The sequence below is a fragment of the Kitasatospora sp. NPDC023118 genome (genome assembly GCF_055560875.1).
This window is the reverse complement of record NZ_JBVHHW010000002.1, coordinates 270,814-296,004: the sequence shown is the minus strand read 5'-3', so window position 1 is coordinate 296,004 and position 25,191 is coordinate 270,814. Positions and strand designations below refer to the sequence as shown.

The window sequence follows — 25,191 nt, the reverse complement described above, 5'->3', positions numbered from 1 at the left end:
CCAACCCAGGCGCCCCAACAGCCCTTGTCGATCTCCTACAGATCACAGGTTCGGATCCTGTAGCCGGTCATGCCCCGCTGACCAGCGAGTAACCCGGTTCCATGGCACTATGAGCGGTTCGCGCATTGTGGCACTCGGCCACTACCAGCCCCCCAAGGTCCTCAGCAACGACGACCTGGCGGCGCTCGTCGACACCGATGACGAGTGGATCCGCACCCGGGTGGGCATCCGCACCCGGCACATCGCCGAGGGCGAGACCCTGGTCGACCTCGCCACCGAGGCCGCGCAGAAGGCGCTGGCCAACAGCGGCCGGGCGCCCGAGGACATCGACCTGGTCGTGGTCGCCACCTGCACCGCGATCGAGCGCAGCCCCAACACCGCCGCCGCTGTGGCCGCCCGGCTGGGCGTGCGCTCGCCCGCCGCGTACGACATCAACACGGTCTGCTCGGGCTTCTCCTACGCGCTGGCCACCGCCGACCACGCGATCCGGGCCGGCGCGGCCCGCCGCGCGCTGGTGATCGGCGCCGAGCGGATGTCCGACACCCTCGACTGGACCGACCGCTCCACCTGTGTGATCTTCGGCGACGGCGCGGGCGCCGCGGTGGTCGAGGCCCAGGAGGAGGGCGCCGAGCCCGGCATCGGGCCGGTGGTCTGGGGCTCCGAGCCGGAGAAGGGCGACGCCGTGGTGATCACGGGCTGGGACCCGGTGATCAGCCAGCAGGGCCAGTCGGTGTTCCGCTGGGCCACCACCCAGCTCGCCCCGCTCGCCCGGGAGGCCTGTGAGCGGGCCGGGATCGACCCCTCGGAGCTCAAGGGCTTCGTCCCGCACCAGGCCAACCTGCGGATCATCGACGCGATCGCCAAGAAGCTGGGCCTCGGCGACGCCGTGGTGGCCCGGGACGTGGTCGACTCCGGCAACACCTCGGCTGCCTCGATCCCGCTCGCCTTCTCCAAGCTGGTCGAACGCGGCGAGCTCTCCCCGGGCGACCCGGTGCTGCTCTTCGGCTTCGGCGGCGGCCTCGCCTACGCGGGCCAGGTCGTCCGGTGCCCGTGACTCACCCGCTCGCCTCCGGGCGCTCCTGACCCGGCGCCGACGGTCGTCGCTCCCTCGCTCCTCCGTCGCTCCCTCGCTTCTCCCTTTCGGCGCCGGCGCGCCCTTCGGCTCGGGACGCCGTGACTCACCCGCTCGCCTCCAGGCGCTCCTGACCCGGCGCCGACGGGGCGTCGCTCTCTCGCTCCTCCCATTCGGCCCCGATAACGGAACGTGGAAACCGAAAATGCCGGTGGGCGGGCACCCTGTGTGAGGGGTGCTCGCCCACCGGCATGTCGGGCGCGCCTGCGGTACGTCGGCGGACCTCCCCCGAGGACACGGCCGCCGTCCGTCGTACCCCGGACAGGAGGCCGGGGCTGCGCGCGGAGCGGATGGTGGATCGAACGGATGGTCTTACTTGGGCGCCTTCTTCCCGGTGACGCCCAGGTACACCAGGGGAGCGAGGTTGGGCTTGAGGTCCTTGACCTTGACGCCCCAGGAGGTGAAGGCCTTCTGGTGCTCGGCCGCCGATGCGAGCAGCGAGACCAGGGCCCCGGAGACGGCGTTCGGATCGAGCGACTTGTCGGCCTGACCCTTCGCCTGGAGTTCCTTGACGGCCTCCGCGAGCGGCTTGGCGACCGAGTTGAGGACGGTCATGCGGATCTTGAAGAACCGCTTGTCCCCTTCCGCGGCACCGAGCGTGACCACTCGCAGAATGGCGTCGTTCTTGCGCCAGAAGGCAAGGAATCCGTCGACCAGTTCTTCCGAAGTGGTCGGTCCGGACTTCCCTGCCCAGGACTTTCCGGCCACCAGCTCTTTGAGGGTGTCGGCGTCCTTGGCCATTTCCTCGGCGATTTCGAGGACTGCGCCCTCGACATCCGGGAAGTACTGATAGAAGGTCGCGGGGGAGGTACCCGCCATACGGGCGACGTCGATGACCTTGACGTCCCGATAGGGCGACGTGCTGAGCATCTCGCGGAGGCAGTCGAGCAGCTTCTGCCGCGTCTCCTGTCCGCGTCGCCCGGCGACGCGACCGTCGACGGTGCGAACTTGTCCTGTCATGCCGTCAGCTTACCGTGGCACGATCTTGGCGCGATTCGGTGATGCGACTATTACTCCGCACGGGGGCTGGTATAGCGGCATGAACCACGTCGGACGGATATTCACCGGGCTCCGAGGGTGCTGTTGAAGCCCCCCCGTGTGCTTTTGACCCCATAGCGTGACGGCGAGTCCGCTGAGGGGTGGTCGGGTGACAGAGCGTGACCATCTACGGGATGGAAAGCCGGCGATCCGGGTCGGCTGGCGCAAGCCGCAGCCGGAGCGGGCGTCAGAATCCGGCCGTTCCGTCATCGCTGACCAGGCCACTGTCCGGCGGGCCCCTCCGGGCGGGGGAGGTTGGAGATGCGCCGGGCGGCATTGGAGAATCGGGACCGGCACCACGCGGCGGGTGCGGAAACGGGGAGGTGGCAGCGGAGTGGACCAGCTGACGGCGCACGATCCGAGGCGGATCGGGCCCTTCGAGGTGCTGGGGCGACTCGGTGCGGGTGGGATGGGGCTGGTCTACCTGGCGCGCTCCGCGTCCGGGCGCCGGGTGGCCATCAAGACCGTCCGGGGGGAACTGGCCGAGGACGAGCTGTTCCGGGTCCGCTTCGCGCGGGAGATCGCGGCCGCCAAGACGGTCGGCGGCTTCTACACCGCGGCCGTGGTGGACGCCGACGCGGACGCCCGGGTGCCCTGGCTGGCCACCGCGTACATCCCGGCGCCCTCGCTGGAGGACCTGGTCGAGGAGTGCGGCCCGCTGCCGGTGGAGGCCACCCGCTGGCTGGTCGCGGGCATCGCCGAGGCGCTGCAGTCCATCCACGGGGCCGGGCTGATCCACCGCGACCTCAAGCCCTCCAACGTCCTGGTGGTCGAGGACGGCCCCAAGGTGATCGACTTCGGCATCGCGTCCGGGGTCTCCAGCACCCGGCTCACCATGACCAACGTCGCGGTCGGCACCCCGGCCTACATGTCGCCCGAGCAGGCCCGGGACAGCCGGACCGTCCGGGGCGCCAGCGACGTCTTCTCGCTCGGCTCGCTGATGGTCTTCTGCGCCACCGGGCACCCGCCGTACCGCGGCTCCAACCCGGTCGAGACGGTGTTCCAGCTGCTGCGCGAGGAGCCGGACCTGTCCGGCATGCCGCCCGAGCTGATGGACCTGGTCCGGGCCTGCATGCAGCAGGCGGCCGAGCGCCGGCCGACCCCGGCGCAGATCCAGGCCGAGCTGGCCCCGCACCTGTTCTCCCGGGACGACGCCTCCGGCGAGGCCGGCGACTGGCTGCCCGCCAACGCGCTGGAGCTGATCGAGCGCAAGCGCGGGCGCCGCCCGAGCGCGCCGCCGCCCCGCCCGTACGCCGGCCCGGTCGAGCCGCAGCCGTCGCACCCGCAGCCGTCGCACCCGTCGGCCCCGCAGCCGCAGATCCCGCCGCAGAACCCCGGCCTGGACGACCCGCGCACCCATCCGGGCGCCCGGCACGCGCCGCCGGCCGGGCCGGTGCACAGCGTGCCGCGCCCCGGGCCGGGCTCGGACACCGAGATCCCGACCGCGAAGATCCCCTCCAAGAACAAGCACCGCGCGCCCACCGGCGGGGTCAGTGTCGAGGTGCAGCTGTCCGGCGCCTCGGTGCGGATAGGCCCGGGGCCGCGGGCCGAGCACGAGCAGCCCGGACCGACCACCGCCCCGGCCGAGACCGACTGGGTCCGTCGGACGGCACCGACCCCGACCCCGCCGGCACCCCCGGCGCCGACCCCGCTCCCTGCCCCGGCCGCCCGCTGGCGCCCCTGGCGGTTCCGGATGTCCAACGACGTCTGGGGCACCCCGGTGGTCGCCGACGGCACGCTCTTCGTCTCCAGCTTCGAGGTGCACGCGCTGGACATCGCCTCCGGCGAGCGCCGCTACAAGACCCGGGACGTCGCCTGGGCGCTCGCGGTGGACGCCGGCCGGGTGCACGCCGCGGACGGCCCGCACCTGTACACCGTGGACGTCGCGGACGGCACCGAGCGCTGGCGCACCTCGCTGGACGGCTGGGTCTACTCGCTCTCCGCCGTCGACGGCGTGCTCTGCTGCGGCGTCCGGGGCGGCGGTGTCCAGCTGCGGGCGGCCGCCACCGGCGCCGAGCTGTGGCGCGCGGACGACGCCCAGCAGGACTACGAGAACCCGCAGTCCGGCCCGGTCCTGGTGGCCGGCGCCGCCTACTACTACGGTGCCGGGCGGCTGCGCTGCGTGGACCCGCGCGGCGCGGGCCTGCGCTGGTCCTTCCCGGTCGGCGAGGACGTGCCCTCGCACCCGGTCGAGCGCGGCGGCGTGCTGTACGTGACGGCCGGCACCCGGGTGTACGCGCTGGACGCGGCCAGCGGGGCCGAGCGCTGGCGCTTCGAGGCTCCCGTCGTGCTGTTCGCCCCGCCCGCCCTGGACGCCGACGCGGTCTACGTGGCCGACTACCTGGGCACGGTCTACGCGCTGGACGCGGCCACCGGCCTGGACCGCTGGCGCGGGGTCACCGGCAGCCGCCAGGGCGCCGAGCCGGTGGTGGTCGGGGACGGCATGGTGCTGCTGGGCAGCGGCGAGGTGCTGTACGCCTTCGAGGCGGCGACCGGCCGGGAGCGCTGGCGCTACACCGCGCGCGGCGAGATCGTCGGCTCCCCGGCGGTGGCCGACGGCCTGGTGCACCTGGGCAGCCGGGACCACTCGCTGCACACGCTGGACCTGGCGACCGGTCAGCTGCGCTGGGAGCTCGGCACCAAGGGCGAGCTCACCGGCTCCCCGGTGGCGGTCGGCGGGCGGGTCTTCGTCGGTTCCAGGGACCGCTGCGTGTACGCGCTGGACGCCTACTACGGCACGGCGGTGCCCGTCCGCTGAGCGGGGCGGACACCGCCGGTCCGGTGGTGGCCGAGGGCCGGGGCCCGGGCGGTCAGGCCCGGGCGATCAGGCCTCAGGCCTTGCGGGCCTCGGGGTGGCGGCTGCACCAGCCCTCCCACGCGGAGGAGACCATCTCCGCCACGTCGTGGCTCGCGCTCCAGCCCAGCTCGCGCTGGATCAGGTCGGCGGAGGCCACCACCCGGGCCGGGTCGCCGGGGCGGCGCGGGGCCATCTCGGGGGTGGTGTCGTAACCGGTGACCTTGCCGATCACCTCGATCATCTCCTTGACGCTGACGCCCTCGCCGCGGCCGATGTTGAGCACCAGCGAGGTCGCGCCGGCCGGGTCGGCGGCCAGCCGCTTGGCGGCCGCCACGTGGGCCGAGGCGATGTCGGAGACGTGGATGAAGTCGCGGACGCAGGTGCCGTCCGGGGTCTGGTAGTCGTCGCCGAAGACCAGCGGCGCCTTGCCGGCGGTGAGCCGCTCGAAGACCATCGGGATCAGGTTGAACACACCGGCGTCGGAGAGCTCGGGCGAGGCGGCGCCGGCCACGTTGAAGTAGCGCAGGGCCACGGTGGACATCCCGTGGGCCTTGCCCGCGGCGGCGACCAGCCACTCGCCGGCCAGCTTGGTCTCGCCGTACGGGCTCATCGGGGCGCACGGGGTGGACTCGGTGACCAGGTCGACGTCCGGCATGCCGTAGACGGCGGCGGAGGAGGAGAACAGGAAGCGCTTGACGCCGCCCTCGGCCGCGGCCTCCAGGACCGTCTGCAGGCCGATCATGTTCTCGCGGTAGTAGAGGAACGGCTGCTCGACCGACTCGCCGACCTGCTTCTTGGCGGCGAAGTGCAGGATGCCCTCGACGCCGTGCTCGCGGATCGCGGCGTCCAGGGCGGCGCGGTCCAGGGTGGAGCCCTGGATCAGCGGGACGCCGGCCGGCACCCGGGAGGCGTCGCCGGTGCTGAGGTCGTCCAGGACGGCGACGCGCTCGCCGGCGTCGAGCAGCTGACGGACGACGTGCCCGCCGATGTATCCGGCACCGCCGGTGATCAACCAAGTCATGCGGCAATCCTAGGCGTTCGCATGCGGGTCACCCCGGGCGGGCGAGTCCAGCCAGCAATTCAGACAAATCGGTGAAATGCTGACAAAGATTTCCGTGCTCTCACACCCGCGCCCTTCGGCGTGGTGACGAATCGGAGGCGCCAGGTGAGCCGCAAGAAGGAACGCAACCGTCCGCTGCCGGCCGGCCCCGGGCCGACCGGGCCCAAGGCGGCCCACCGCCGGCTGTTCGCCCCGGGCGCGGTCGCGGCGCTGACGGCGCTGGCGCTGGCCGGCTGCAGCAGCTCGTCCTCCCCTTCGTCCTCCCCTTCGCCCTCCCCTTCGTCCTCCGCCTCCTCCCCGGCGTCGGCCGGCTCCTCGTCCGGTGCCACCAAGCAGGCCGCCTCCGCCCCCTCCAGCCAGCCGGGCGGCGGCAACCAGCTCCAGGGCGCCTACCAGAAGGTGATCGCCGACGTACTGCCCTCGGTGGTGCAGATCACCACCGGGGAGAGCCTCGGCTCCGGGATCGTCTACGACGACAAGGGCGACATCGTCACCAACGCCCACGTGGTCGGCACCGCGACCGCCTTCACCGTCACCCTCGCCAACACCACCAAGTCGCTGGACGCCACCCTGGTCGCCAGCTACCCCGACTCCGACCTCGCGGTGATCAAGCTCAGCAGCCCGCCGAGCGGCCTCAAGCCCGCGACCTTCGGTGATTCGAGCAAGGTCGAGCTCGGCCAGATCACCCTCGCCATGGGCAGCCCGCTCGGGCTCTCCAGCAGCGTCACCCAGGGCATCGTCTCGGCGACCGGGCGGACCGTCACCGAACCCCGGGGCGCGGGCTCGCCGGGCGCCACCATCGGCAACATGGTGCAGACCTCGGCCGCGATCAACCCGGGCAACAGCGGCGGCGCGCTGGTCAACCTGGACAGCCAGGTGATCGGCATCAACACCCTCGCCGCGGCCGAGCCGCAGACCAACGGCGCGTCCGCCCCCGGCATCGGCTTCGCCATCCCGGCGTCCACCATCACCAGCATCACCGACCAGCTGATCAAGCAGGGCAAGGTCACCAACTCCGGCCGGGCCGCCCTCGGCATCACCGCCCGGACCAGCTTCAACCAGCAGTTCCAGCCGGCCGGCGCGGTCATCGTCGCGATCAGCGCGGGCGGCGCGGCCGCCGCGGCGGGGCTGCAGCCCGGCGACGTCATCACCAAGATCGACGACACCCCGGTCGACTCGCTGAACGCGCTCACCACCGCGCTCGCCTCGCTCACCCCGGGCAGCAAGGTCACCGTCACCTACACCCGGGACGGCAGAAGCCAGACCGCCGACGTCACGCTGGGCACGCTGGCGACCGGCTCGTAGACGTGACCTGAGCTCCGGTGCGCCGTCGGCCCGCACGCCGCGCAAGGGTTCCGCGGGCCGGGCGCCGCACCGGACCGACGCCGGGACCCCGTCCACCGCCTCGACCGGGTCCCGGCGCCTCTCGCCGCCTGCGGGCGCTCAGCGGCGGGCGGTGTGGGTGCGCCAGGGCAGCTCGACGGTGACCGCGGTCGGGCCGCCCGCCGGGCTGTCCACCAGGAACACCCCGTCCACCGCCCGGATCCGCTCGGCCAGCCCGGCCAGGCCGCTGCCCGGGTACGGGACCGCCCCGCCCTTGCCGTCGTCCTGGACCAGCAGCATCAGCTGGTCGTCCGAGCGCCAGACCTCGACCGAGGCGGTGCGGGCGCCCGCGTGCTTGGAGACATTGGTCAGCAGCTCGCTGACGGTGAAGTAGGCGATGCCCTCGACCGCCGAGTCCGGGCGCTCGGGCTCGCCGTCCGACCCCGCCAGGTCCACGTTCACCTTCACCCCGCCCGGGACGGTGCAGCGGGCCGCGACCGCGGACAGCGCCGCGTCCAGGCCGCGGTCGGTGAGCACCGCCGGGTGGATGCCGCGGGCCAGGTCGCGCAGTTCCTGCAGGGCCAGCTTCACCTCGCCGTGCGCGTTGTCGACCATCCGGGTGGCGGCCGCCATGTCCTCCTCGGACTCCACCTCGCGCAGCCGCTCCTTGGCCATGCCGAGGTCCATCGCCAGCGCGACCAGCCGGGCCTGGGCACCGTCGTGCAGGTCGCGCTCGATCCGGCGCAGGTCGGCGGCGGCGGTGTCGACCACGGTGCCGCGGTCGTCCGCCAGCTCGCGCACCCGCTCGGCCAGGGCGCCCGGGAAGAGCAGCGACTCGATCAGGATCCGGTCGACCGCCGCCAGCGCCCGCACCACCCAGGGCAGCACCGGCCACAGCACCACGACCGAGACCAGGGACAGCGTGAAGCCGAGGATGCCCCAGGGCAGCATCAGCACGTTGTAGAGCGCCGACCGCCAGTTCAGCAGGTCGGTGAGGTGGGCGATGGTGTAGCCGACCAGCCCCGGGCGGCGCGGCCGGACCGGCTCCGGATCGTCGATCGCGGAGCCGTACGCGGAGCGTGCCCGGCGCCGGCCCAGCCCGCCCAGGGAGCGGGAGGCGGCCAGCCCGCCGGCCAGCAGCGGCAGACCGATCACCGTGATCGACAGGCCCAGGCCGACCGAGAGCGTGATGACCGCCAGGACGAAGCCGGCGATGCCGAGCGGCAGGTTGAGCATCAGCTGACCGACCTGCCGCCACATCCCTGCGCCGTACAGCGGCGGGCGCTCCATCCGAGCGTCCTGCTCCTTGACGGCGTCCACGGCTCGGCGGTGCAGCGGCTTCATCGGATCATCCGTTCCTGTCGGTCGAGCTGGTGGACTGGTGGACCAAGCTTCCCGAACCGGGGACAGGAGGTGCCATGGGGGTGATGCGTCTTCCCGGCCGGGGGTTATCCCCACCCCCTGCCTCACCCCCTGCCTCACCCCCTGCCCCACCCCCCTGCCCCGGCACCCGGGCACGTGCCCGGGTGTCCACGAGCCGTCTTGCCGATCGGGCACGGTTCGGGTGGAGCGGAGCCGTCCCCTTAGACTCACGCATTGGCCATCGTTAAGAGTGTGCGAGGAAAAGTCGTAGAACTGTCTTGAGGGACGGATTCACGGCCGAGGTGGAGGCGAAGCATGAAGGGGCAGCAGGCGGCTGCCGTCGTGGCCGACCCGGCGGTCGGCAGCGGCTACTTCGACGCGTACGCCGCGATGGGCCTGCTGGCCGTCGTCGGGGTGCTCTTCGTCACCGTGGCGTTCACAGCCAACCGCCTGCTGCGGCCGGTGGTCTACTCGCCCGAGAAGCTCCTCACCTACGAGTGCGGTGTGGACCCGGTGGGCGAGGACTGGGCGCACACCCAGATCCGCTACTACGTGTACGCGTTCCTGTACGTGATCTTCGCGGTCGACGCGATCTACCTGTTCCCGTGGGCGACGGTCTTCGCCAGCGCCGGGTACGGGGCCGGAACGCTGATCGAGATGTTCCTCTTCATCGGCTTCCTCGCGGTCGGGCTGCTCTACGCCTGGAAGAAGGGCGTTCTGGAATGGACGTGACGCACACCCACTCGCACGGCACGCAGGGCGGTCCCGTCGCGCTCGGCCTGCCGGACCCGTCCCGCCCCGGCGCCGTCGAGCGCCGCGGCATCGGCCCGCTCGCGCGGCTCGCGCCCGACCCGGTCAAGGTCGTGCTCAACTGGGGCCGTCGCTACAGCCTCTGGTGCTTCAACTTCGGCCTGGCCTGCTGCGCGATCGAGTTCATCGCCGCGTCCATGGCCAAGCACGACTTCATCCGGATGGGTGTCATCCCCTTCGCGCCCGGGCCCCGTCAGGCGGACCTGATGATCGTCTCCGGCACGGTCACCGACAAGATGGCGCCCGCCGTCAAGCGCCTCTACGAGCAGATGCCCGAGCCGAAGTACGTCATCTCCTTCGGCGCCTGCTCCAACTCCGGAGGCCCGTACTGGGACTCCTACTCGGTGACCAAGGGCGTGGACCAGATCATCCCGGTCGACGTCTACGTGCCCGGCTGCCCGCCCCGGCCCGAGGCGCTGCTCCAGGGCATCCTCAAGCTGCAGGAGAAGATCGCCGCCGAGTCCCTGCCCGGCCGCTACGCCGCGCCCGCGGCGGCGCTGCGCCGTCCGCTGGTGGCGGGGCCTTCCGCCGGTTCGTCGGCCGGTTCGTCGGCCGGTTCCTCTGAGGGAGGGGTCTCGTGACCACGCCTGAGCAGTGTGCGGCGTCGGTCGGGGAGTGGGCGACCGGCGCCGAGGCGTACGGACTGATCACCGTCGACGTCCCGGCCGAGCGCTGGATCGAGGCGCTCACCAACGCCCGGGACGTGCTGGGCCTGGCGTTCTTCGACTGGCTGAGCGCGGTCGACGAGCTCGCCGAGGGCTTCTCCGTGGTCGCGCACCTGGCCGCCGTCGAGGCGCCGGGCGTGCGCCACCTCGCGCTGCGCACCCGGGTGCCGCGCGACGGGGCCGCGCTGCCGAGCGCCGTCGCGGTGTACGCGGGTGCCGCCTGGCACGAGCGCGAGACCCACGAGATGTTCGGCATCGGCTTCTCCGGGCACCCCTACCTGGCCACCCTGCTGCTGCCGGACGGCTTCGAGGGGCACCCGCTGCGCAAGGAGTTCGTGCTCGCGGCACGGGTCGCCAAGGCCTGGCCGGGCGCCAAGGAGCCGGGCGAGTCGGACCACGGCGACGGGCCGGCCCGGCGCAAGATGCAGCCGGCCGGTGTGCCGGACCCGAACGAGTGGGGGCCGCTCAAGGGCACCCTGCCGCCGGTGGCCGAGCGGCCCGCGCGCGGTGCGCGGGCGGCGGGCGCGGCGGGGCGGACGCCCCGGGCGGCTGCGGCCGGTGCCGCCGCCGGTGCCGCCGGTGCCGTCGGTGCCGAGGGTGCGCCCGCGGTGCGGGCGGACCGGCCGCGGCGGACCCGGTCGGTGTCGGAGGGGTCGGCGAGCCAGACGGGTGCCGAGGCTCCGGCGGCCGCTGAGGCTCCGGCCACTCCGGTTGCTCCCGCTGCTCCGGCCGAGGGCGCCCCGGCCGTGCGGGCGGACCGGCCGCGGCGGACCCGGTCGGTGTCCGAGGGGTCGGTCAGCCAGACGGCCGACGAACCGGCCGCCGAGCCCAAGGTCCCCGCCCGGCCCCGGTCCTCCGACGCGCCCTGGCACAACCCGGTGCCCGCCCACGACGAGAAGCCGTCGGGTGAGCAGCCGGGCGAGCCGGGCGGGCAGCAGGACGAGAACCCGGCCGACGCGGCCGACCAGGACGGAGACGGCGCGTGAACCTGCTCGACACGGCGCTCCGCTGCGTCGCCACCCTCGTCGTCTTCCTGGTCTTCCCGCTGGTCATCGGCCAGACCGAGCACAAGGTCATGGCGCACATGCAGGGCCGGCTCGGCCCGATGTACGCGGGCGGCTTCCACGGCTGGGCGCAGCTCGTCGCGGACGGCGTGAAGTTCGCGCAGAAGGAGGACATCGTCCCGGCCGGGGCGGACCGCCGGATCTTCCAGCTGGCCCCCGCCGTCTCGCTGCTGCCGTACCTGTTCGTGCTGCTGGCCGTCCCGGTCGGCCCGAACGGCTTCGTCGGCCAGGCGATCGACGCCGGCCTGTTCTTCGTACTGGCCGTGATGGGCGTCGGCGTGATCGGCAAGCTGATGGCCGGGTGGGCCTCGGCGAACAAGTTCTCGCTGCTCGGCGGTCTGCGCACGGCCGCGCAGCTGATGTCGTACGAGTTGCCGATGGTGCTGGCGGCGGCCTCGGTGGCGATGGCCGCCGGCACGCTGTCGCTGCCCGGGATCCTGGACGCCTGGCAGTGGTACTGGCTGCCCTGGCAGATCATCGGCGCCTTCGTCTTCTTCACGGCCGGTCTGGCCGAGCTCCAGCGGCCGCCGTTCGACATGCCGGTCGCCGACTCGGAGATCATCTTCGGTGCGTACACCGAGTACACCGGCCTGCGCTTCGCGCTGTTCCTGCTGTCCGAGTACGCGGGCATCCTGGTGGTGTCCGCGCTGACGGCGGTGCTCTACCTGGGCGGCTGGCACGGACCGATGTCGGACCAGCTCGGCTGGCTCTGGATGATCCTCAAGACCTTCGCGCTGGCCTTCGTGGTCATCTGGCTGCGGGTCACCTACCCGCGTCTGCGCGAGGACCAGCTGATGCGCTTCGCGTGGGTGGTGCTGATCCCGCTCGCACTCGTCCAGCTGGCCCTCACCGGCATCATCAAGGTGGCGATCTCATGAGCGAGCAATGGGGGTACCCCCGGCCGAAGGCTGGGGGAGAGCGAATCATCAAAAGGTGCGTACGGGCGCATGCCCCTGCCGAGCGCAGCGAGGTGGGCGCATGAGTTTCCCCGGTGTCGGCCTTGCCAAGGGGCTGGCCGTGACGCTGCGGACGATGACGAAGAAGAGCGTCACCGCGCAGTACCCCGACGTGCAGCCGGTGCTGCCGCCGCGTTCGCGCGGCGTCATCGCGCTGCTGGAGGAGAACTGCACGGTGTGCATGCTCTGCGCGCGCGAGTGCCCGGACTGGTGCATCTACATTGACTCCCACAAGGAGACGCTGCCGGCCGCCGAGCCGAACGCGCGGGCCCGCACCCGCAATGTGCTGGACCGCTTCGCCATCGACTTCTCGCTCTGCATGTACTGCGGGATCTGCATCGAGGTGTGCCCCTTCGACGCGCTGTTCTGGTCGCCGGAGTTCGAGTACGCGGAGACGGACATCCTGGAGCTGACCCACGAGCGGGAGAAGCTCCGGGAGTGGATGTGGACCGTCCCGGCGCCGCCGGCCCTGGACCCGGCGGCCGAGGAGCCCAAGGAGATCGCCACCGCGCGCAAGGCGGCGGACAAGCTGGCGGCCGCGGCCGCTCTTGAGGAGAAGGGTGACGACGCATGACCGCCGCTGCCACGCTTCTCGCGGCGACCGGTTCGTTGGAGCCGGCCGCCCGTTCGTTCCTGTCCCCGACCGGCCAGGAGATCGTCTTCCTGCTGGTCGGCATCGCGGTGCTCGGTTCGGCGATCGTCGCCGTGACCACCAAGCAGCTGGTGCACGCCGCGCTCTGGCTGGTGGTCGCGCTCGGCGGGCTGGCGGTGGAGTTCCTGCTGCTCACGGCCGAGTTCATCGCCTGGGTTCAGGTGCTGATCTACCTGGGCTCGGTGATCGTCCTGGTGCTGTTCGGACTGATGCTCACCAAGGCGCCGATCGGGCGCTCGCCGGACGCCGACTCCAAGAACCGCTGGGTCGCGCTGGTCGTGGCGCTGGCCTCGGCCGGGACGCTGGTGACACTGGTGGTCGACGCCTTCCGGACCTCCTGGATCGACCTCGGCGCGGGCGGCGGCTCGGCCTCCGTCACCGGGGCCAGCCTGTTCCGGCACTGGGTGCTGCCCTTCGAGGCGCTGTCCGTGCTGCTGCTGGCGGCGCTGGTCGGCGCGATCGTGCTGTCACGCGGGTCCAAGCGGCGGGTGCCGGCGCCCCGGGCGGGCAAGCTGCGCGCCGGGCGGCCGGTCGGGTCCAACGGGACGGTCGCCGCGACCGCGCCCAAGCCCTCCGCACCCGCGTCGTCCGCACCCGCGTCGTCCGCGTCGGAGGAGAGCTGATGCACCTCGCCTACCCCGTCGTCCTCGCCGCGCTGCTGTTCAGCGTCGGTGTGTACGGCGTGCTCGCCCGGCGCAACGCCGTCCTGGTGCTGATGTCCGTCGAGCTGATGCTCAACGCCGTCAACCTCAACCTGGTCGCCTTCGACGCCTGGCTGCGCGACTCGCTGCACGCCGGGCAGGCGCTCACCCTGTTCACCATCACCGTCGCCGCCGCCGAGATCGGGCTGGGGCTCGCCATCGTCCTGCTGCTGTTCCGGACCCGGGGCACCGCGGACATCGACCGGGCCACCGCGCTCGGCGACCCGGCCGAGACGCTCCCCGTCGCGGAGGCGCCGAACGGAGCCGAGGCGCTGAAGGGCCAGGCCGCCGCATGAACCTCGCCCTGCCCGCCCTCGTCCCCGCGCTGCCGGCGCTCGGCGCCGCCGCGACCCTCGCCGTCGGCAAGAAGGCGCCCGGACTGGCCCGGCCGCTGGCGATCGTCCCGGTCGCCGTCTCGGCCGTGCTCGCCCTGGTGGTCGCCCTCCAGCTCGGCACCGGCCAGGCCCTGGACGCCGCCACCCGGCTCACCCCGACCGGCGGCCCGGACATCGCGCTCGCCATCCACCTGGACGGCTTCAGCTCGCTGATCTCCGTGCTGGTCGGTGTGGTCGCCACCTGCGTCCAGGTCTACTCGACCGCGTACCTGAAGTCCGACCCCCGCTACCCCTCGTACGCGGCGCTGGTCTCGCTGTTCACCGCCGCGATGTTCCTGGTGGTCTACTCGGGCGACCTGATCGTGCTGCTGGTCGGCTGGGAGGTCATGGGCGTCTGCTCGTACTTCCTGATCGGCCACCACTGGGAGACCGCGGACGCCCGCTCGGCCTCGCTCAAGGCCTTCCTGGTCACCAAGCTCGGCGACGTGCCGTTCCTGTTCGGGATCTTCCTGCTCGGGGCGGACGCCGGCAGCTTCCGGATCCCGGACGTGCTGGCGGCCGCGGGTGAGGGCAAGCTCGGCCATCCGACGCTGACCGCCCTGCTGCTGCTCGCCGGCGTGGCCGGCAAGAGCGCGCAGTTCCCGCTGCACACCTGGCTCCCGGACGCGATGGCCGGTCCGACGCCGGTCTCCGCGCTGATCCACGCGGCCACCATGGTCGCGGCGGGCATCTACCTGGTCGCCCGGCTGCTGCCGGTGTTCCTGCTGTCGGGTGCGGCGCTGGTGGTGCTCGCGGTGACGGCCGCCGTGACGATGATCGGCTCGGCACTCTGCGCGCTCGCCCAGGACGACCTGAAACGGGTGCTCGCCTACTCCACCGTCGGCCAGCTCGGCTACATGGCCGGCGCGCTGGCCAGCGGTGACCGCGAGGCGTCCGTCTTCCACCTGGTCAGCCACGGCGCGTTCAAGGCGCTGCTGTTCCTGGCCGCCGGTGTGGTGATCCACGCCGCGCACACCAACTCGCTCTCCGCGATGTCCCGGATCCCGGGGCTGCGCCGACGGGTGCCGGACGCGTACTGGACGATGGGCATCGCCCTGTTCGCCCTGGCCGGCCTGCCGCCGTTCTCCGGCTTCTTCAGCAAGGAGGCGGTGCTGACCGCCGCCGAGCACGCCGCCAAGGGCGAGGCGCTGACCAACGGGCTCGGCCCGGTCTCGGCGGTGCCGCAGGCGGCCGGGTGGATCGTGCTGATCTCGGCGGCGCTCACCGCGCTGCTCACCGGCGCCTACGCGACCCGGCTGTTCCTGCTCGGCTTCCACAGCCCGGCCGGGGCCTCGGCGGCGGCACCCGAGGTGCTGCCCGCCGCCGACCGGGCCACCGCGGCGGCCGACCACGAGGCCGACGCGCCGTACTCGCCCGAGCTGGACGAGGCCGACCCGGCCACCGCCGAGCCGCCCGCGATGCGCTGGCCGCTCTGGGTGCTGGCCGTCCCGACCATGGCCTTCGGCATCGCCGGGCTGCGCTCGGACTGGCTGCCCGCGCTGCTGGACGGCGGCTCGCTGCGCCCCACCGGCGTCACCGCCGTGACCGGCACCGGGCTCGCCGTGGTCGGTGCGCTTGCCGCGTACGGCGCCTGGCGCTCGGCGACCGCGCGGGTGGCCACCGGACGTCCGGCCCCGGCCGCTGTCGACCGGGTGCCCGTGCAGGCCGGAGCCCCGGTCGCCGAGGTGATCGTCGCCGACCCCGGGCGCACCCTGCTCGGCCCGCTGTTCGGCCCGGCCCGGCACGGCTTCGGCGTGGACCGGCTGTACCACGCGCTGTTCGTCCGGCCGGTGGCCGCCGCCGCCCAGCTGGTCCGCTTCCTCGACCGCGAGGTCGTCGAGGGCTACGTCCAGGGCAGCGGGATCGGTGCCAACCTGCTCGGCCGGGCCGTCCGGCTCGCGCAGACCGGCAACGCGCAGACCTACCTCAGCGCCCTGCTCGCCGCGGTCGTCCTGCTGGCCGTCCTGGTGGCGGTGTAGCCGGTGCCGTTCTCCTCCATCCCCGTCCTCTCCACCGCCGCCCCTAGGAGCCCCCGATGAACGCAGTCCTCATCGCCCTCCTGGTGCTGCCACTGCTCGGCGCCGCGCTCACCCTGGCGCCGGTGTTCGGGCCGGACCGGGCCGCCGCCGACCGGCGGGCCCTGCGGCTGAACTCCGTCGTCACCGGCGCGGTGTTCCTGCTCACCGTCGCCCTGGCGGCCGGCTTCGACCACGACCACCCCGCCCGGATGCAGGCCACCACCGACGTGTCCTGGATCCCGGCCCTGCACGTGCGCTTCCACCTCGGCGTGGACGGCGTCTCGTTGCCGCTGATCGTGCTGACCGCGCTGCTCACCTTCCTCTGCGCGCTCTACTCGGAGAAGCGCCTGCCGGACGGGGAAGGCGTCCCGTCGGCGCAGGCCTTCGTCGGGCTGTTCCTCCTCCTCGAAGTCGGCATGCTCGCGACCTTCGCGGTGCTGGACCTCCTGCTCTTCTTCGTGGCCTTCGAGATCGTGCTGATCCCGATGTACTTCCTGATCGCCCGCTGGGGGAGCGGCGCGAAGGCCCCGGCCGCCAACCGGTTCATCCTCTACACGCTGCTCGGCTCGGCCGTGATGCTGCTCGGCTTCCTGCTGATCGGCAGCAAGGCCGGCACCTTCGACATGCAGGCGCTGGCCGCAGGGCACGGCAACGGCCTGAGCCACACCACCCAGGTGATCGCCGCGCTGGCGATCATGGTCGGGCTCGCGGTCAAGGCCCCCGCCTGGCCGCTGCACAGCTGGCTCCCCGACGCGCACACCGCCGCCCCCACGGTGGGCTCGGTGCTGCTCGCCGGCGTGCTGCTGAAGATGGGGACGTACGGTCTGGTCCGCGTCCTGCTGCCGATCGTGCCGGACGGCACCGCGACGCTCGCCCCCTACCTGGGCGCGTTCGCCGCCGTCGGCATCGTCTACGGCTCGCTGGCCTGCCTGGCGCTCGCCCGCCCCGGATCCAAGGGCGACCTCAAGCGACTGATCGCGTACTCCTCCGTCGGCCACATGGGCTTCGTGCTGCTCGGCATCGCCTCCCTCACCCCGGTGGGCGTCAACGGCGCCCTGTTCGCCAACATCGCCCACGGCCTGATCACCGGTCTGCTGTTCTTCCTGGTCGGTGCCATCAAGGACCGCTACGGCACGGCGGACCTCGACACCCTCTCCGGTGCCACCGGCGCCGCCCTGTACGGCCGGGCGCCCCGGATCAGCGCGCTGCTCGCCTTCGCCGCCGTCGCCAGCCTCGGCCTGCCCGGCCTGGCCGGCTTCTGGGGCGAGGTGCTCGCCATGTTCGGCGCCTTCCACCCGGCCGACGGCCTGTCGCGCCCCGCCTTCGTCACCTACATGGTCCTGGCCGGCCTCGGCACCCTCCTCACCGCCGGGTACCTGCTGATCGTGGTCAGGCGCGTCTGCATGGGCGACCCCGAGCAGCCCGCGCCGGTGGCCGAGCTGGCCGACCTGCGCCCGTACGAGGCCGTCAGCTGGACGCCGCTGGCCGCGCTCACCCTGGCCGCCGGCGTCTGGCCCGCGCTCCTGCTCGGCCTCTCCGACCCCGCCGTCAAGCACCTCCTCGGGGGTGGCTGACCGTGCTCGCAGCCCACACCGCCGCACTCGGACCTCACTCCACGGGGCAGCACACTGTGACCTCCCTCGCCGTAGCCAACCCGGGCAGCCTGATCCAGTCCGTGGACTGGGTGGCGATCGCGCCCCCGCTGATCGCCGCGGTGGCCTCCCTCGCCGTCCTGGTCACCGACCTGTTCCTGCCCGAGCGGCACAAGAAGTGGCTCGGCCGCCTCACCGCGGCCGGACTCGCCCTCGCGCTCATCGCACTCCTCCCCCTCACCAGCGGGTCACCCCGGGCGACCTTCTGTGCGCAGAACGTAGCAGGAGCCACTGACACTCCATCGATCAGCGGTTCTGCCGCGGGAGGCTGCTCCTACGTCGCCGACCACTTCGCCCTGGTGTTCCAGCTGCTCGCCCTCGGCGGCGCGCTGATCGCCGCGCTGCTGTCGATGCACACGGTGGACCAGGAGAAGCTGCCGCGCGGCGAGTACTGGTTCCTGCTGCTCTCCAGCGCCACCGGCGCCGCCCTGCTGCCCGCCTCCCGCGACCTCGCCACCATGGTGATCGCCCTGGAGGTCGCCTCGCTGCCCGCCTTCGCCCTGGTCGCGCTGCGCCGGGACGGGCGGGGCGCGGAGGCCGCGCTCAAGTTCTTCGTCTCCTCGGTCACCGCGACCGCCGTGATGCTGCTCGGCATCGGCTTCGTCTACGCGGCCAGCGGCAGCCTGCACCTCGGCGCCGTCGCCCAAGGCCTGGAGCACGCGCCCGGCCAGCTCAAGCCGCTGGCCGAGGCGGGGGCCGTGCTGACCCTGGTCGGCTTCGCCTTCAAGGTCGCCGCCGTCCCGTTCCACTTCTGGGTGCCCGACACCTACACCGGCGCCCCGCTGCCGGTGGCCGGCTACCTCTCGGTGGTCGGCAAGGCGGCCGGCCTGTCCGGCCTCGCGCTCGCCACCACCATCGCCTTCCGCCCGTACGCCCACACCTGGGGCCTGGCGCTCGCCGTACTGGCCGCCGTCACCATGACGGTCGGCAACGTCGGCGCGCTGCGGCAGCGCTTCGACACCCGGTACAGCGCGGTGCGGCTGCTCGCCTGGTCCTCGGTCGGCCAGGCCGGGTACCTGCTGGTGCCGCTGGCCGCGGCCGGCTACGCGCCCACCGGGGTCGACCCGCTCGGCGCGACCGTCGCCTACGCGCTGATCTACGGCGTGGTGAACCTCGGCGCCTTCGGGGTGGTCGCCGCCGTCGGACGCCGGGCCGGGACCAGCGTGGACGACTTCCGCGGCCTGTTCGCCCGCAACCGCTGGACGGCGCTGGCGCTGGCCTTCTTCCTGCTCTGCCTGGCCGGGCTGCCGCCGGGCGTGGTCGGCCTGTTCGGCAAGGTCGTGGTGTTCCGCGCCGCGGTGGACGCCGGGCTGGGCTGGCTGGCCGTGGTGATGGCGGTCAACGTGGTCATCGCCCTGTACTACTACCTGCTCTGGACGGCCCGGCTGTTCGCCCCGGCGGAGGCCGAGGCTGCGGTCGAGGGCGGCGGCGAGCGGCGGCTGCCGGTCAGCCTGACCGCCACGCTGGGGCTGACCGCCACCGCGGCGGTGGTGCTCTCGGTCGCGCCGCAGCTGGTCCTCCAGGTGGCGGGCGGCAGCCTGTTCTGAGCCGTTGGGCGGGGTGGGGGCGAGGCCCGGCCGGGGTGCGGGTGACGCCTGGGCGGGCGTCGCGTCGGTCAAAAGGGAACAAGGCCCCCGGCCCCACCCGTTGACCGGGCAAGAGGGACGAGGCAGAAATGGCTTCCCCACCGCACCACTGGAGGGCCTGACGTGCACAGCCGGCACAACGGACTGCGGACCGCCGTTCTGATCGGGGGCCTCTCGGCGCTGATCCTGGTCATCGGCAGTTTCTTCGGCCGGACCGGCTTCGTGATCGCCCTGCTGGTCGCACTCGGGACCAACGCCTACGCCTACTGGAACAGCGACAAGATCGCGCTGCGGGCCATGCGGGCCCGGCCGGTCAGCGAGTTCGAGGCACCCGGGCTGTACCGGATCGTGCGCGAGCTCTCCACCTCCGCTCGCCAGCCGATGCCCCGCCTCTACATCTCCCCGACCCCGGCCCCGAACGCCTTCGCCACCGGCCGCAACCCGCGCAACGCGGCGGTCTGCTGCACCGAGGGCATCCTGCGGATCCTGGACGAGCGCGAACTGCGGGGCGTGCTCGGACACGAGCTGAGCCACGTGTACAACCGGGACATCCTGATCTCCTCGGTCGCCGGGGCGCTGGCCTCGGTGGTGATGTTCCTGGTGAACTTCGCCTGGCTGATCCCGTTCGGCCGGGACGAGGACGACGACGGCCCGGGCCTGTTCGGGATGCTCGCGATCATGATCCTCGGCCCGATCGCCGCCGGACTGATCCAGATGGCGGTCAGCCGCTCCCGTGAGTACCAGGCCGATGCCGACGGCGCCCGGATCACCGGCGACCCACTCGCCCTCGCCGGCGCCCTGCGCAAGCTCGACGCCGGCACCCGTCAGCTCCCCCTCCCGCCCGAGCCCCAGCTGCAGACCGCCAGCCACATGATGATCGCCAGCCCCTTCCGCCCCGGCGAGGCGGGCACCCGGCTGTTCTCGACCCACCCGCCGATGGCCGAGCGGATCGCCCGCCTGGAGCGGATGGCCGGGTACCGGCAGTAGGGCCGCTGCGCGGGGCAGGGTGGGGTGGGGTCCGGGGGGCGATCGGGCGCGCGGCTGTTCGCCGTCCGCCCCTGGACGGTGGGGCGGATCGCCTCCTCAGCCCGCCAGCTCCTCGTACGCCACCCGTAGCCGGTGGATGCCCTCCGCCACCTGGGCGGGGCTGTCCGCGGCGGCGTAGCTGAGGCGCAGGTGCGGGGCCGGGGGTTCGGCGGGGTGGTAGGGGCGGCCCGGGGTGACCTGGACGCCGGTGCGCAGGGCGGCGGCGGCGAGGGCGGTGTCGTCGATGCCCTCCGGGAAGCGCAGCCAGAGGTGGTAGCCGCCGGGGCGGTAGGCGCCGAGGACGCCGGGGAGCTCGCGGTGCAGGGCGGCGACGGCGGCGGTGCGGCGGTCGCGCAGTTCGGCGCCGAGGGTGCGCAGGTGGCGGGCCCAGGCAGGGTCGGAGACCAGTTCGAGGGTCGCCTCCTGGAGCGGCCGGGGCACGAAGAAGCTGTCCACCACCTGGGTGGCCCGCAGCCGGGCGAGCGCCGGGCCGCGTGCGGTGAGGGCGCCGACCCGCAGGTTGGGGGAGGCGGCCTTGGTCAGTGAGCGCAGGTGCACCACGACCCCGTCCTGGTCGTCGGCGGCGAGCGGGCGCGGCAGCGCCGGGGCGTCCGCGTGGACCAGGAGCCGGGCGAAGTCGTCCTCGACCACGAAGGCGCCGGCCACCCGGGCGATCCGCAGCACCTCCGCCCGCCGGGTGGGTGACAGCACGGCGCCGGTTGGGTTCTGGAACAGCGGCTGACAGACGAACACCCGCGCCCGGGTGGCCTCGAAGGCCTCGGCCAGCAGGTCCGTCCGGACGCCGTCCGCGTCGATCGGGACGGGCACCGGCCGCAGCCCGGCCGCCCGGACGACCGCGAGGATGCCCGAGTACGTCGGCGATTCGACCAGCACCGGCGAGCCCGGCGCGGCCAGCGACCGCATCGCGACCGTCAGCCCGCCCTGCCCGCCGGAGGTGATCAGGACGTCTCCGGCGCCGATCGGCCCGGCGTGGCCGCCGATGTCGCGGGCGAACCAGCCGCGCAGCTCGGTGAGGCCGTCGGTGGGCGGGCGGTCCCAGGCGCCCGGGCGGCGTCCGGCCCGGGCGAGGGCGCCACCGAGCAGGCGCTCGGGCAGCAGCGAGGCGTGCGGGTAGCCGCTGTTGAGGTCGATGACGTCCGGCGGCGGCACCCGGAGGGTGGCGAAGACCGGGGCCGCCAGCAGGTCGCGCGGGCCGTGATCGGCGCTGAGTGCGATCTCCTGCCAGGAGAGGTCGCCGGGCCGGGCGGCCGGTGCGGCCGGGGAGGCCGGGGCCGCGGCGAAGGCCGCCGCCCGGAACACGCCCGCGCCGGGCCGGGAGACCACCAGCCCCTCGGCCACCAGCACCGCGATGGCCCGGGAGACCGTCACCGGGCTGACCTGGTGGCGCTCCATCAGCGCACGGCTGGAGGGGAGCTTTCGCCCCTCCGGGTAGCGCTCGACCTCTCTCCGCAGACTGTCGGCGAGTTCGGCCACGCTGCTACGCTCGTTCATGACGGCACAAGATAGCGCTACCCTGCCCAGAGCGATAGCACCTCAGCACAGCCCCGCCCCCGGCACCGCCCTCGCCGCCCTCGGGGTGGCCTCCTTCTCGCTCAGCTTCCCCGCCACCGCGTGGTCCCTGACCGGTTTCGGCCCGTGGACCTCGACCGGGCTGCGCGGCGCCCTGGCCGGGGTGCTGGCCGCGCTCTACCTACTGGCCGCCGCCGCCCCGCTGCCGAAGCGCCGGCAGTGGCCCGGCCTGCTGGCGGTCTCCGCCGGCTGCGTCCTGGGCTTCCCGCTGCTGACCACGCTCGCCCTGCGGACCTCCTCGACCGCCCACTCGGCGGTGGTCATCGGTGTCCTGCCGCTGGCCACCGCGGTGGTCGCGGCGCTGCGCACCGGCCGCCGGCCGTCCCGGGCGTTCTGGGCGGCGGCGCTGGCCGGGGCGGCCGCCGTGCTCGCCTTCACCCTGCTGCAGAGCCACGGCCGGCCGACCCTCGCCGACCTCTACCTCTTCGTCGGCGTGGTGATCTGCGCGGCCGGCTACGCCGAGGGCGGGCGGCTGTCCAAGGACATGCCGGGCGCCCAGGTGATCGCCTGGGCGGTGGTGGCCGCGCTGCCCGTGATGGTGCTGACCGCCGCGTTCGGACTGGCCACCGAGCCGGTGCGGCTCGGGGCGAAGGCGCTGGCCGGGCTGGCGTACATCGCCGCGGTCTCGCAGTTCGGCGGGTTCGTGCTCTGGTACCGGGGGATGGCCGGGATCGGGGTGCCGAGGGCCAGTCAGCTGCAGCTCGCGCAGCCGCTGCTGACCCTGGTGTGGTCGGTGCTGCTGCTGGGCGAGCACCTGCCGGCGGCCGCGCCGGTGACGGCGGTGGTGGTGCTGGTCTGCATCGCGGTGACCCAACGGGCCCGGGCGTAGCCACCTCCTCCGTCCCCGAACCCTCGTCCGGAGCCGTCCGGAGCGGCCTCCCGCTCGTTAGGATGATCCCGCGCCCCGTCGGTCCGGGCGCGGCATCCGGAGGGAGTGGGCCGTCATGGCAGACGAGAGGCACGCCCCGGCGTCCGGGGACGCGCCGACCCGACGACGCGGTCAGGGCGAGCTGGAGGCGCAGGTGCTGGCGGTGCTCCAGCAGGCGCCCGGTCCGGCCAGCGCGGGGTGGGTCCAGGAGCGCCTGGAGGGCGACCTGGCGTACACCACGGTGATGACCATCCTGTCCCGGCTGCACGCCAAGAGCGCCGTCTCCCGGAGCCGCTCCGGCCGCTCCTACCTGTGGCAGGCCTCCGCCGACGCCGCCGGGCTGGCCGCGCTGCGGATGCGCCGGATGCTCGACGGCGAGGCGGACCGGGACGCCGTCCTGGCCAGTTTCGTCAGCGCGCTGCTGCCGCACGACGAGGAGCTGCTGCGGGCGCTGTTGGACGCCGCGTCCGCGGAGCCGGCAGCGGCCGACCGTGAGAGCTGACCCGTGGGCTTCTTCGTCTTCCTCCCGCTCATCCTGCCGCTGACCGCGGTGCCGATCGCGCGCCTGACCGAGCAGCACCTGCACCCGCGCGGCGCGGCCCGGCTGATGACCGCGATCAGCGCGGTGATGGCGGTGTGCAGCGTGCTCTGCCTCGGACTGATCGGCGTGGTGGGCACTGCGCAGATCCCCGGCAACCCGCTGCCGGACAGCTGGTCCGACCCGGAGGTGCGCCGCGCGCTGCCGTACCACGAGACGGTCGGCACGGCCGCGATGTGGCTGCTGGTGCTGGTCGGCTTCGCCTGCACCCGGACGGTCGTGCGGCACCTGCGGGTCCGCGCCCGGGCCCGGCGGGCGCTGGCCGGGCTGCCCGAGGGGCCGGCCGAGGCCGGCGACCTCGCGGTGCTGCCGGACCGCAGCCCGTACGCCTACGCGCTGCCCGGCTCGCCCGGGAGGGTCGTGGTCTCCACCGGGATGCTGGACCGGCTGGCCGAGGACGAGCGCGGGGCGCTGCTCGCGCACGAGCGGGCGCACCTGCGCCACCGGCACCACCGCTACCTGCTGACCACCCAGCTCGCCGCCTGCGTCAATCCCTTCCTGCGGCCGTTGCAGGACGCGGTGGCGTTCAGCGCCGAGCGCTGGGCGGACGAGGAGTCGGCCCAGGCAGTGGGGGACCGGCGGATCACCGCGCGGGCGGTGGCCCGGGCGGCCCTGGTCTCGCACGCCGCCCCGATGCCCGGCTTCGCGGCCTTCGCCGCCCCGGCCGCCACGCCCGGCCCGGTGCCGCGCCGGGTGGCCGCCCTGCTCGGCCCGGTGCCGACGGCCCGCAACTGGCCGCCGGCCAAGACGCCGGCGGGCCTGGCGGCGATGGTCGCCGCGGTCGGTACGGCGGCCTCGGCGCTGTGCGCGTTGAACGCCGCGGTGGCCCTGCTGGTGGTGCTGAAGGCCGTCACCCCGCTGTAGCGCGGGGTCCTCAGCCGCCGATCCGGACGAGCATCTTGCCGGTGTTGGCGCCGCGCAGCATGCCGAGGAAGGCGTCCACCACGTGGTCGAAGCCGTCCACGACGGTCTCGTCCGGGACGACGGCGCCGGAGCGCAGATGCGGGACGAGGAAGTCGTAGAGCTCGGGCCGGGCGTCCAGGTGGTCGCGGACCAGGAAGCCTTCCAGCCGCAGGTTCTTGCCGACCACGTCGTAGAGGTTGCGCGGCGCGGGCGGCGGGTCCTGCGGGTTGTTGTACTGGGCGACGGCGCCGCACCAGGCGATCCGGCCGCGGTCGCGCATCGCGCTGATGGCGCCCTCCAGGTGGTCGCCGCCGACGTTGTCCAGGTAGACGTGCAGCCCGTCCGGAGCGGCCTCGCGCAGACGGTCGGCGATCGGGCCGTCGTGGTAGTCGAAGGCGGCGTCGAAGTCGAGCTGCCCGGTGAGGTGGGCGACCTTGGAGGCGGAGCCGGCGCTGCCGATGATCCGTCCGGCGCCGAGCAGCCGGGCGATCCGGCCGGCGGCGGTGCCCACGCCCCCGGCCGCGGCCGAGACGAACAGGGTCTCGCCGGGCTGGAGCCGGGCGATCCGGGTCAGGCCGACCCAGGCGGACAGGCCGGTGCCGCCGAGGATCGAGAGGTGGGCGCTGAGCGGGACGCCGGCGAAGTCGGGCAGCGGCTGGGCGCGCTCGGCGGTCACCACCGAGTGGGTGCGCCAGGCCTGGCGGTGGAAGACCAGGGTGCCGACCGGCAGCGCGTCGGCCCGGGACTCCACCACCCGGCCGAGGGTGCGGCCCTCCAGCGGGGCGTGCAGCTCCCAGCCGCCCTCGTCCATCTCCTCGCGCATGTACGGGTCGACGGACTGGTAGAGGTTCTCGACCAGGGCCTCGCCCGCGGCGAGCGCCGGGACGGTCTCGTCGACGAAGGCGAAGTTCTCGGCGCTCGGCGCGCCGGTGGGGCGGGAGACCAGGTGGACGGCGCGGGCGGTGGGGCGGGACATCGGCGGTGCTCCGTACGGGTGGAGATCGGGCGGGACGTGA

General features: G+C 73.6%; 22 protein-coding genes. 17 read left to right on the top strand and 5 right to left on the bottom strand.

The window, feature by feature from the left end:
• Window positions 1–109: 109 nt before the first annotated feature.
• Complete coding sequence (locus ACZ3UD_RS03790; protein WP_465581829.1) at window positions 110–1,054, top strand: beta-ketoacyl-ACP synthase III; 945 nt, start codon at window positions 110–112, stop codon at window positions 1,052–1,054.
• Between the two features lie 390 nt (window positions 1,055–1,444).
• Here the strand turns inward: ACZ3UD_RS03790 and ACZ3UD_RS03785 are convergent, their stop codons facing one another.
• Window positions 1,445–2,092 (bottom strand): TetR family transcriptional regulator, encoded by a 648-nt coding sequence (locus ACZ3UD_RS03785; protein ID WP_387626943.1) that lies wholly within the window; start codon window positions 2,090–2,092, stop codon window positions 1,445–1,447.
• 412 nt (window positions 2,093–2,504) lie between these two features.
• On the opposite strand from ACZ3UD_RS03785, the gene ACZ3UD_RS03780 reads away from it, so the two are divergent.
• Window positions 2,505–4,928 (top strand): outer membrane protein assembly factor BamB family protein, encoded by a 2,424-nt coding sequence (locus ACZ3UD_RS03780; protein WP_465581827.1) that lies wholly within the window; start codon window positions 2,505–2,507, stop codon window positions 4,926–4,928.
• A gap of 73 nt (window positions 4,929–5,001) precedes the next feature.
• Here the strand turns inward: ACZ3UD_RS03780 and galE are convergent, their stop codons facing one another.
• A complete protein-coding gene (gene galE, locus ACZ3UD_RS03775; RefSeq protein ID WP_465581825.1) occupies window positions 5,002–5,988 on the bottom strand; it encodes a UDP-glucose 4-epimerase GalE in 987 nt (328 codons plus the stop codon).
• A 222-nt stretch (window positions 5,989–6,210) separates the two neighbouring features.
• Between galE and ACZ3UD_RS03770 the strand changes: the two genes are divergently transcribed.
• Window positions 6,211–7,332 carry a S1C family serine protease gene (locus ACZ3UD_RS03770; protein WP_465582068.1) on the top strand — a complete coding sequence of 374 codons (1,122 nt, stop codon included), beginning with the start codon at window positions 6,211–6,213 and terminating at the stop codon, window positions 7,330–7,332.
• 138 nt (window positions 7,333–7,470) lie between these two features.
• Here the strand turns inward: ACZ3UD_RS03770 and ACZ3UD_RS03765 are convergent, their stop codons facing one another.
• Window positions 7,471–8,694: a sensor histidine kinase gene (locus ACZ3UD_RS03765; protein ID WP_465581822.1), complete on the bottom strand. Its 1,224-nt coding sequence runs from the start codon at window positions 8,692–8,694 to the stop codon at window positions 7,471–7,473.
• A 408-nt stretch (window positions 8,695–9,102) separates the two neighbouring features.
• On the opposite strand from ACZ3UD_RS03765, the gene ACZ3UD_RS03760 reads away from it, so the two are divergent.
• From ACZ3UD_RS03760 to htpX, 11 genes are all read left to right on the top strand, one after another.
• Window positions 9,103–9,444: an NADH-quinone oxidoreductase subunit A gene (locus ACZ3UD_RS03760; RefSeq protein ID WP_465582066.1), complete on the top strand. Its 342-nt coding sequence runs from the start codon at window positions 9,103–9,105 to the stop codon at window positions 9,442–9,444.
• Window positions 9,435–10,103 carry an NADH-quinone oxidoreductase subunit B gene (locus ACZ3UD_RS03755; protein WP_465581820.1) on the top strand — a complete coding sequence of 223 codons (669 nt, stop codon included), beginning with the start codon at window positions 9,435–9,437 and terminating at the stop codon, window positions 10,101–10,103. Before ACZ3UD_RS03760 ends, ACZ3UD_RS03755 begins: the two co-directional genes overlap by 10 nt.
• Window positions 10,100–11,173 carry an NADH-quinone oxidoreductase subunit C gene (locus tag ACZ3UD_RS03750; RefSeq protein ID WP_465581818.1) on the top strand — a complete coding sequence of 358 codons (1,074 nt, stop codon included), beginning with the start codon at window positions 10,100–10,102 and terminating at the stop codon, window positions 11,171–11,173. Before ACZ3UD_RS03755 ends, ACZ3UD_RS03750 begins: the two co-directional genes overlap by 4 nt.
• The gene (gene nuoH, locus ACZ3UD_RS03745) at window positions 11,170–12,129 is read left to right on the top strand and encodes an NADH-quinone oxidoreductase subunit NuoH (RefSeq protein WP_465581816.1); all 960 of its coding nucleotides are present in this window, start codon (window positions 11,170–11,172) and stop codon (window positions 12,127–12,129) included. Before ACZ3UD_RS03750 ends, nuoH begins: the two co-directional genes overlap by 4 nt.
• Before the next feature lie 100 nt (window positions 12,130–12,229).
• Window positions 12,230–12,781, top strand: coding sequence for a NuoI/complex I 23 kDa subunit family protein (locus ACZ3UD_RS03740; protein ID WP_465581814.1), 552 nt, complete (start codon window positions 12,230–12,232; stop codon window positions 12,779–12,781).
• The gene (locus ACZ3UD_RS03735) at window positions 12,778–13,482 is read left to right on the top strand and encodes an NADH-quinone oxidoreductase subunit J family protein (RefSeq protein ID WP_465581811.1); all 705 of its coding nucleotides are present in this window, start codon (window positions 12,778–12,780) and stop codon (window positions 13,480–13,482) included. The genes ACZ3UD_RS03740 and ACZ3UD_RS03735 overlap by 4 nt, the downstream gene beginning before the upstream one ends.
• Window positions 13,482–13,856: an NADH-quinone oxidoreductase subunit NuoK gene (gene nuoK, locus ACZ3UD_RS03730; protein WP_465581809.1), complete on the top strand. Its 375-nt coding sequence runs from the start codon at window positions 13,482–13,484 to the stop codon at window positions 13,854–13,856. The genes ACZ3UD_RS03735 and nuoK overlap by 1 nt, the downstream gene beginning before the upstream one ends.
• Window positions 13,853–15,913: an NADH-quinone oxidoreductase subunit 5 family protein gene (locus ACZ3UD_RS03725; protein WP_465581807.1), complete on the top strand. Its 2,061-nt coding sequence runs from the start codon at window positions 13,853–13,855 to the stop codon at window positions 15,911–15,913. The genes nuoK and ACZ3UD_RS03725 overlap by 4 nt, the downstream gene beginning before the upstream one ends.
• Window positions 15,914–15,969: 56 nt before the next feature.
• A complete protein-coding gene (locus ACZ3UD_RS03720; protein ID WP_465581804.1) occupies window positions 15,970–17,526 on the top strand; it encodes a complex I subunit 4 family protein in 1,557 nt (518 codons plus the stop codon).
• 56 nt (window positions 17,527–17,582) lie between these two features.
• Entirely contained in the window at window positions 17,583–19,151 is a 1,569-nt protein-coding gene (locus ACZ3UD_RS03715; RefSeq protein ID WP_465581802.1) for an NADH-quinone oxidoreductase subunit N, read from the top strand.
• Window positions 19,152–19,313: 162 nt separating this feature from the next.
• Entirely contained in the window at window positions 19,314–20,177 is an 864-nt protein-coding gene (gene htpX / locus ACZ3UD_RS03710; RefSeq protein WP_465581800.1) for a zinc metalloprotease HtpX, read from the top strand.
• A 96-nt stretch (window positions 20,178–20,273) separates the two neighbouring features.
• Here the strand turns inward: htpX and ACZ3UD_RS03705 are convergent, their stop codons facing one another.
• Window positions 20,274–21,728 (bottom strand): aminotransferase-like domain-containing protein, encoded by a 1,455-nt coding sequence (locus ACZ3UD_RS03705; RefSeq protein WP_465581797.1) that lies wholly within the window; start codon window positions 21,726–21,728, stop codon window positions 20,274–20,276.
• On the opposite strand from ACZ3UD_RS03705, the gene ACZ3UD_RS03700 reads away from it, so the two are divergent.
• From ACZ3UD_RS03700 to ACZ3UD_RS03690, 3 genes are all read left to right on the top strand, one after another.
• The gene (locus tag ACZ3UD_RS03700) at window positions 21,727–22,635 is read left to right on the top strand and encodes a DMT family transporter (RefSeq protein WP_465581795.1); all 909 of its coding nucleotides are present in this window, start codon (window positions 21,727–21,729) and stop codon (window positions 22,633–22,635) included. The genes ACZ3UD_RS03705 and ACZ3UD_RS03700 overlap by 2 nt on opposite strands.
• A 115-nt stretch (window positions 22,636–22,750) precedes the next feature.
• The gene (locus ACZ3UD_RS03695) at window positions 22,751–23,176 is read left to right on the top strand and encodes a BlaI/MecI/CopY family transcriptional regulator (protein WP_465581793.1); all 426 of its coding nucleotides are present in this window, start codon (window positions 22,751–22,753) and stop codon (window positions 23,174–23,176) included.
• A 3-nt stretch (window positions 23,177–23,179) separates the two neighbouring features.
• Window positions 23,180–24,136 carry a M48 family metalloprotease gene (locus ACZ3UD_RS03690; RefSeq protein ID WP_465581791.1) on the top strand — a complete coding sequence of 319 codons (957 nt, stop codon included), beginning with the start codon at window positions 23,180–23,182 and terminating at the stop codon, window positions 24,134–24,136.
• Between the two features lie 10 nt (window positions 24,137–24,146).
• On the opposite strand, the gene ACZ3UD_RS03685 is transcribed toward ACZ3UD_RS03690, so the two are convergent.
• Complete coding sequence (locus ACZ3UD_RS03685) at window positions 24,147–25,151, bottom strand: NADP-dependent oxidoreductase (protein WP_465581789.1); 1,005 nt, start codon at window positions 25,149–25,151, stop codon at window positions 24,147–24,149.
• Window positions 25,152–25,191 lie beyond the last annotated feature (40 nt).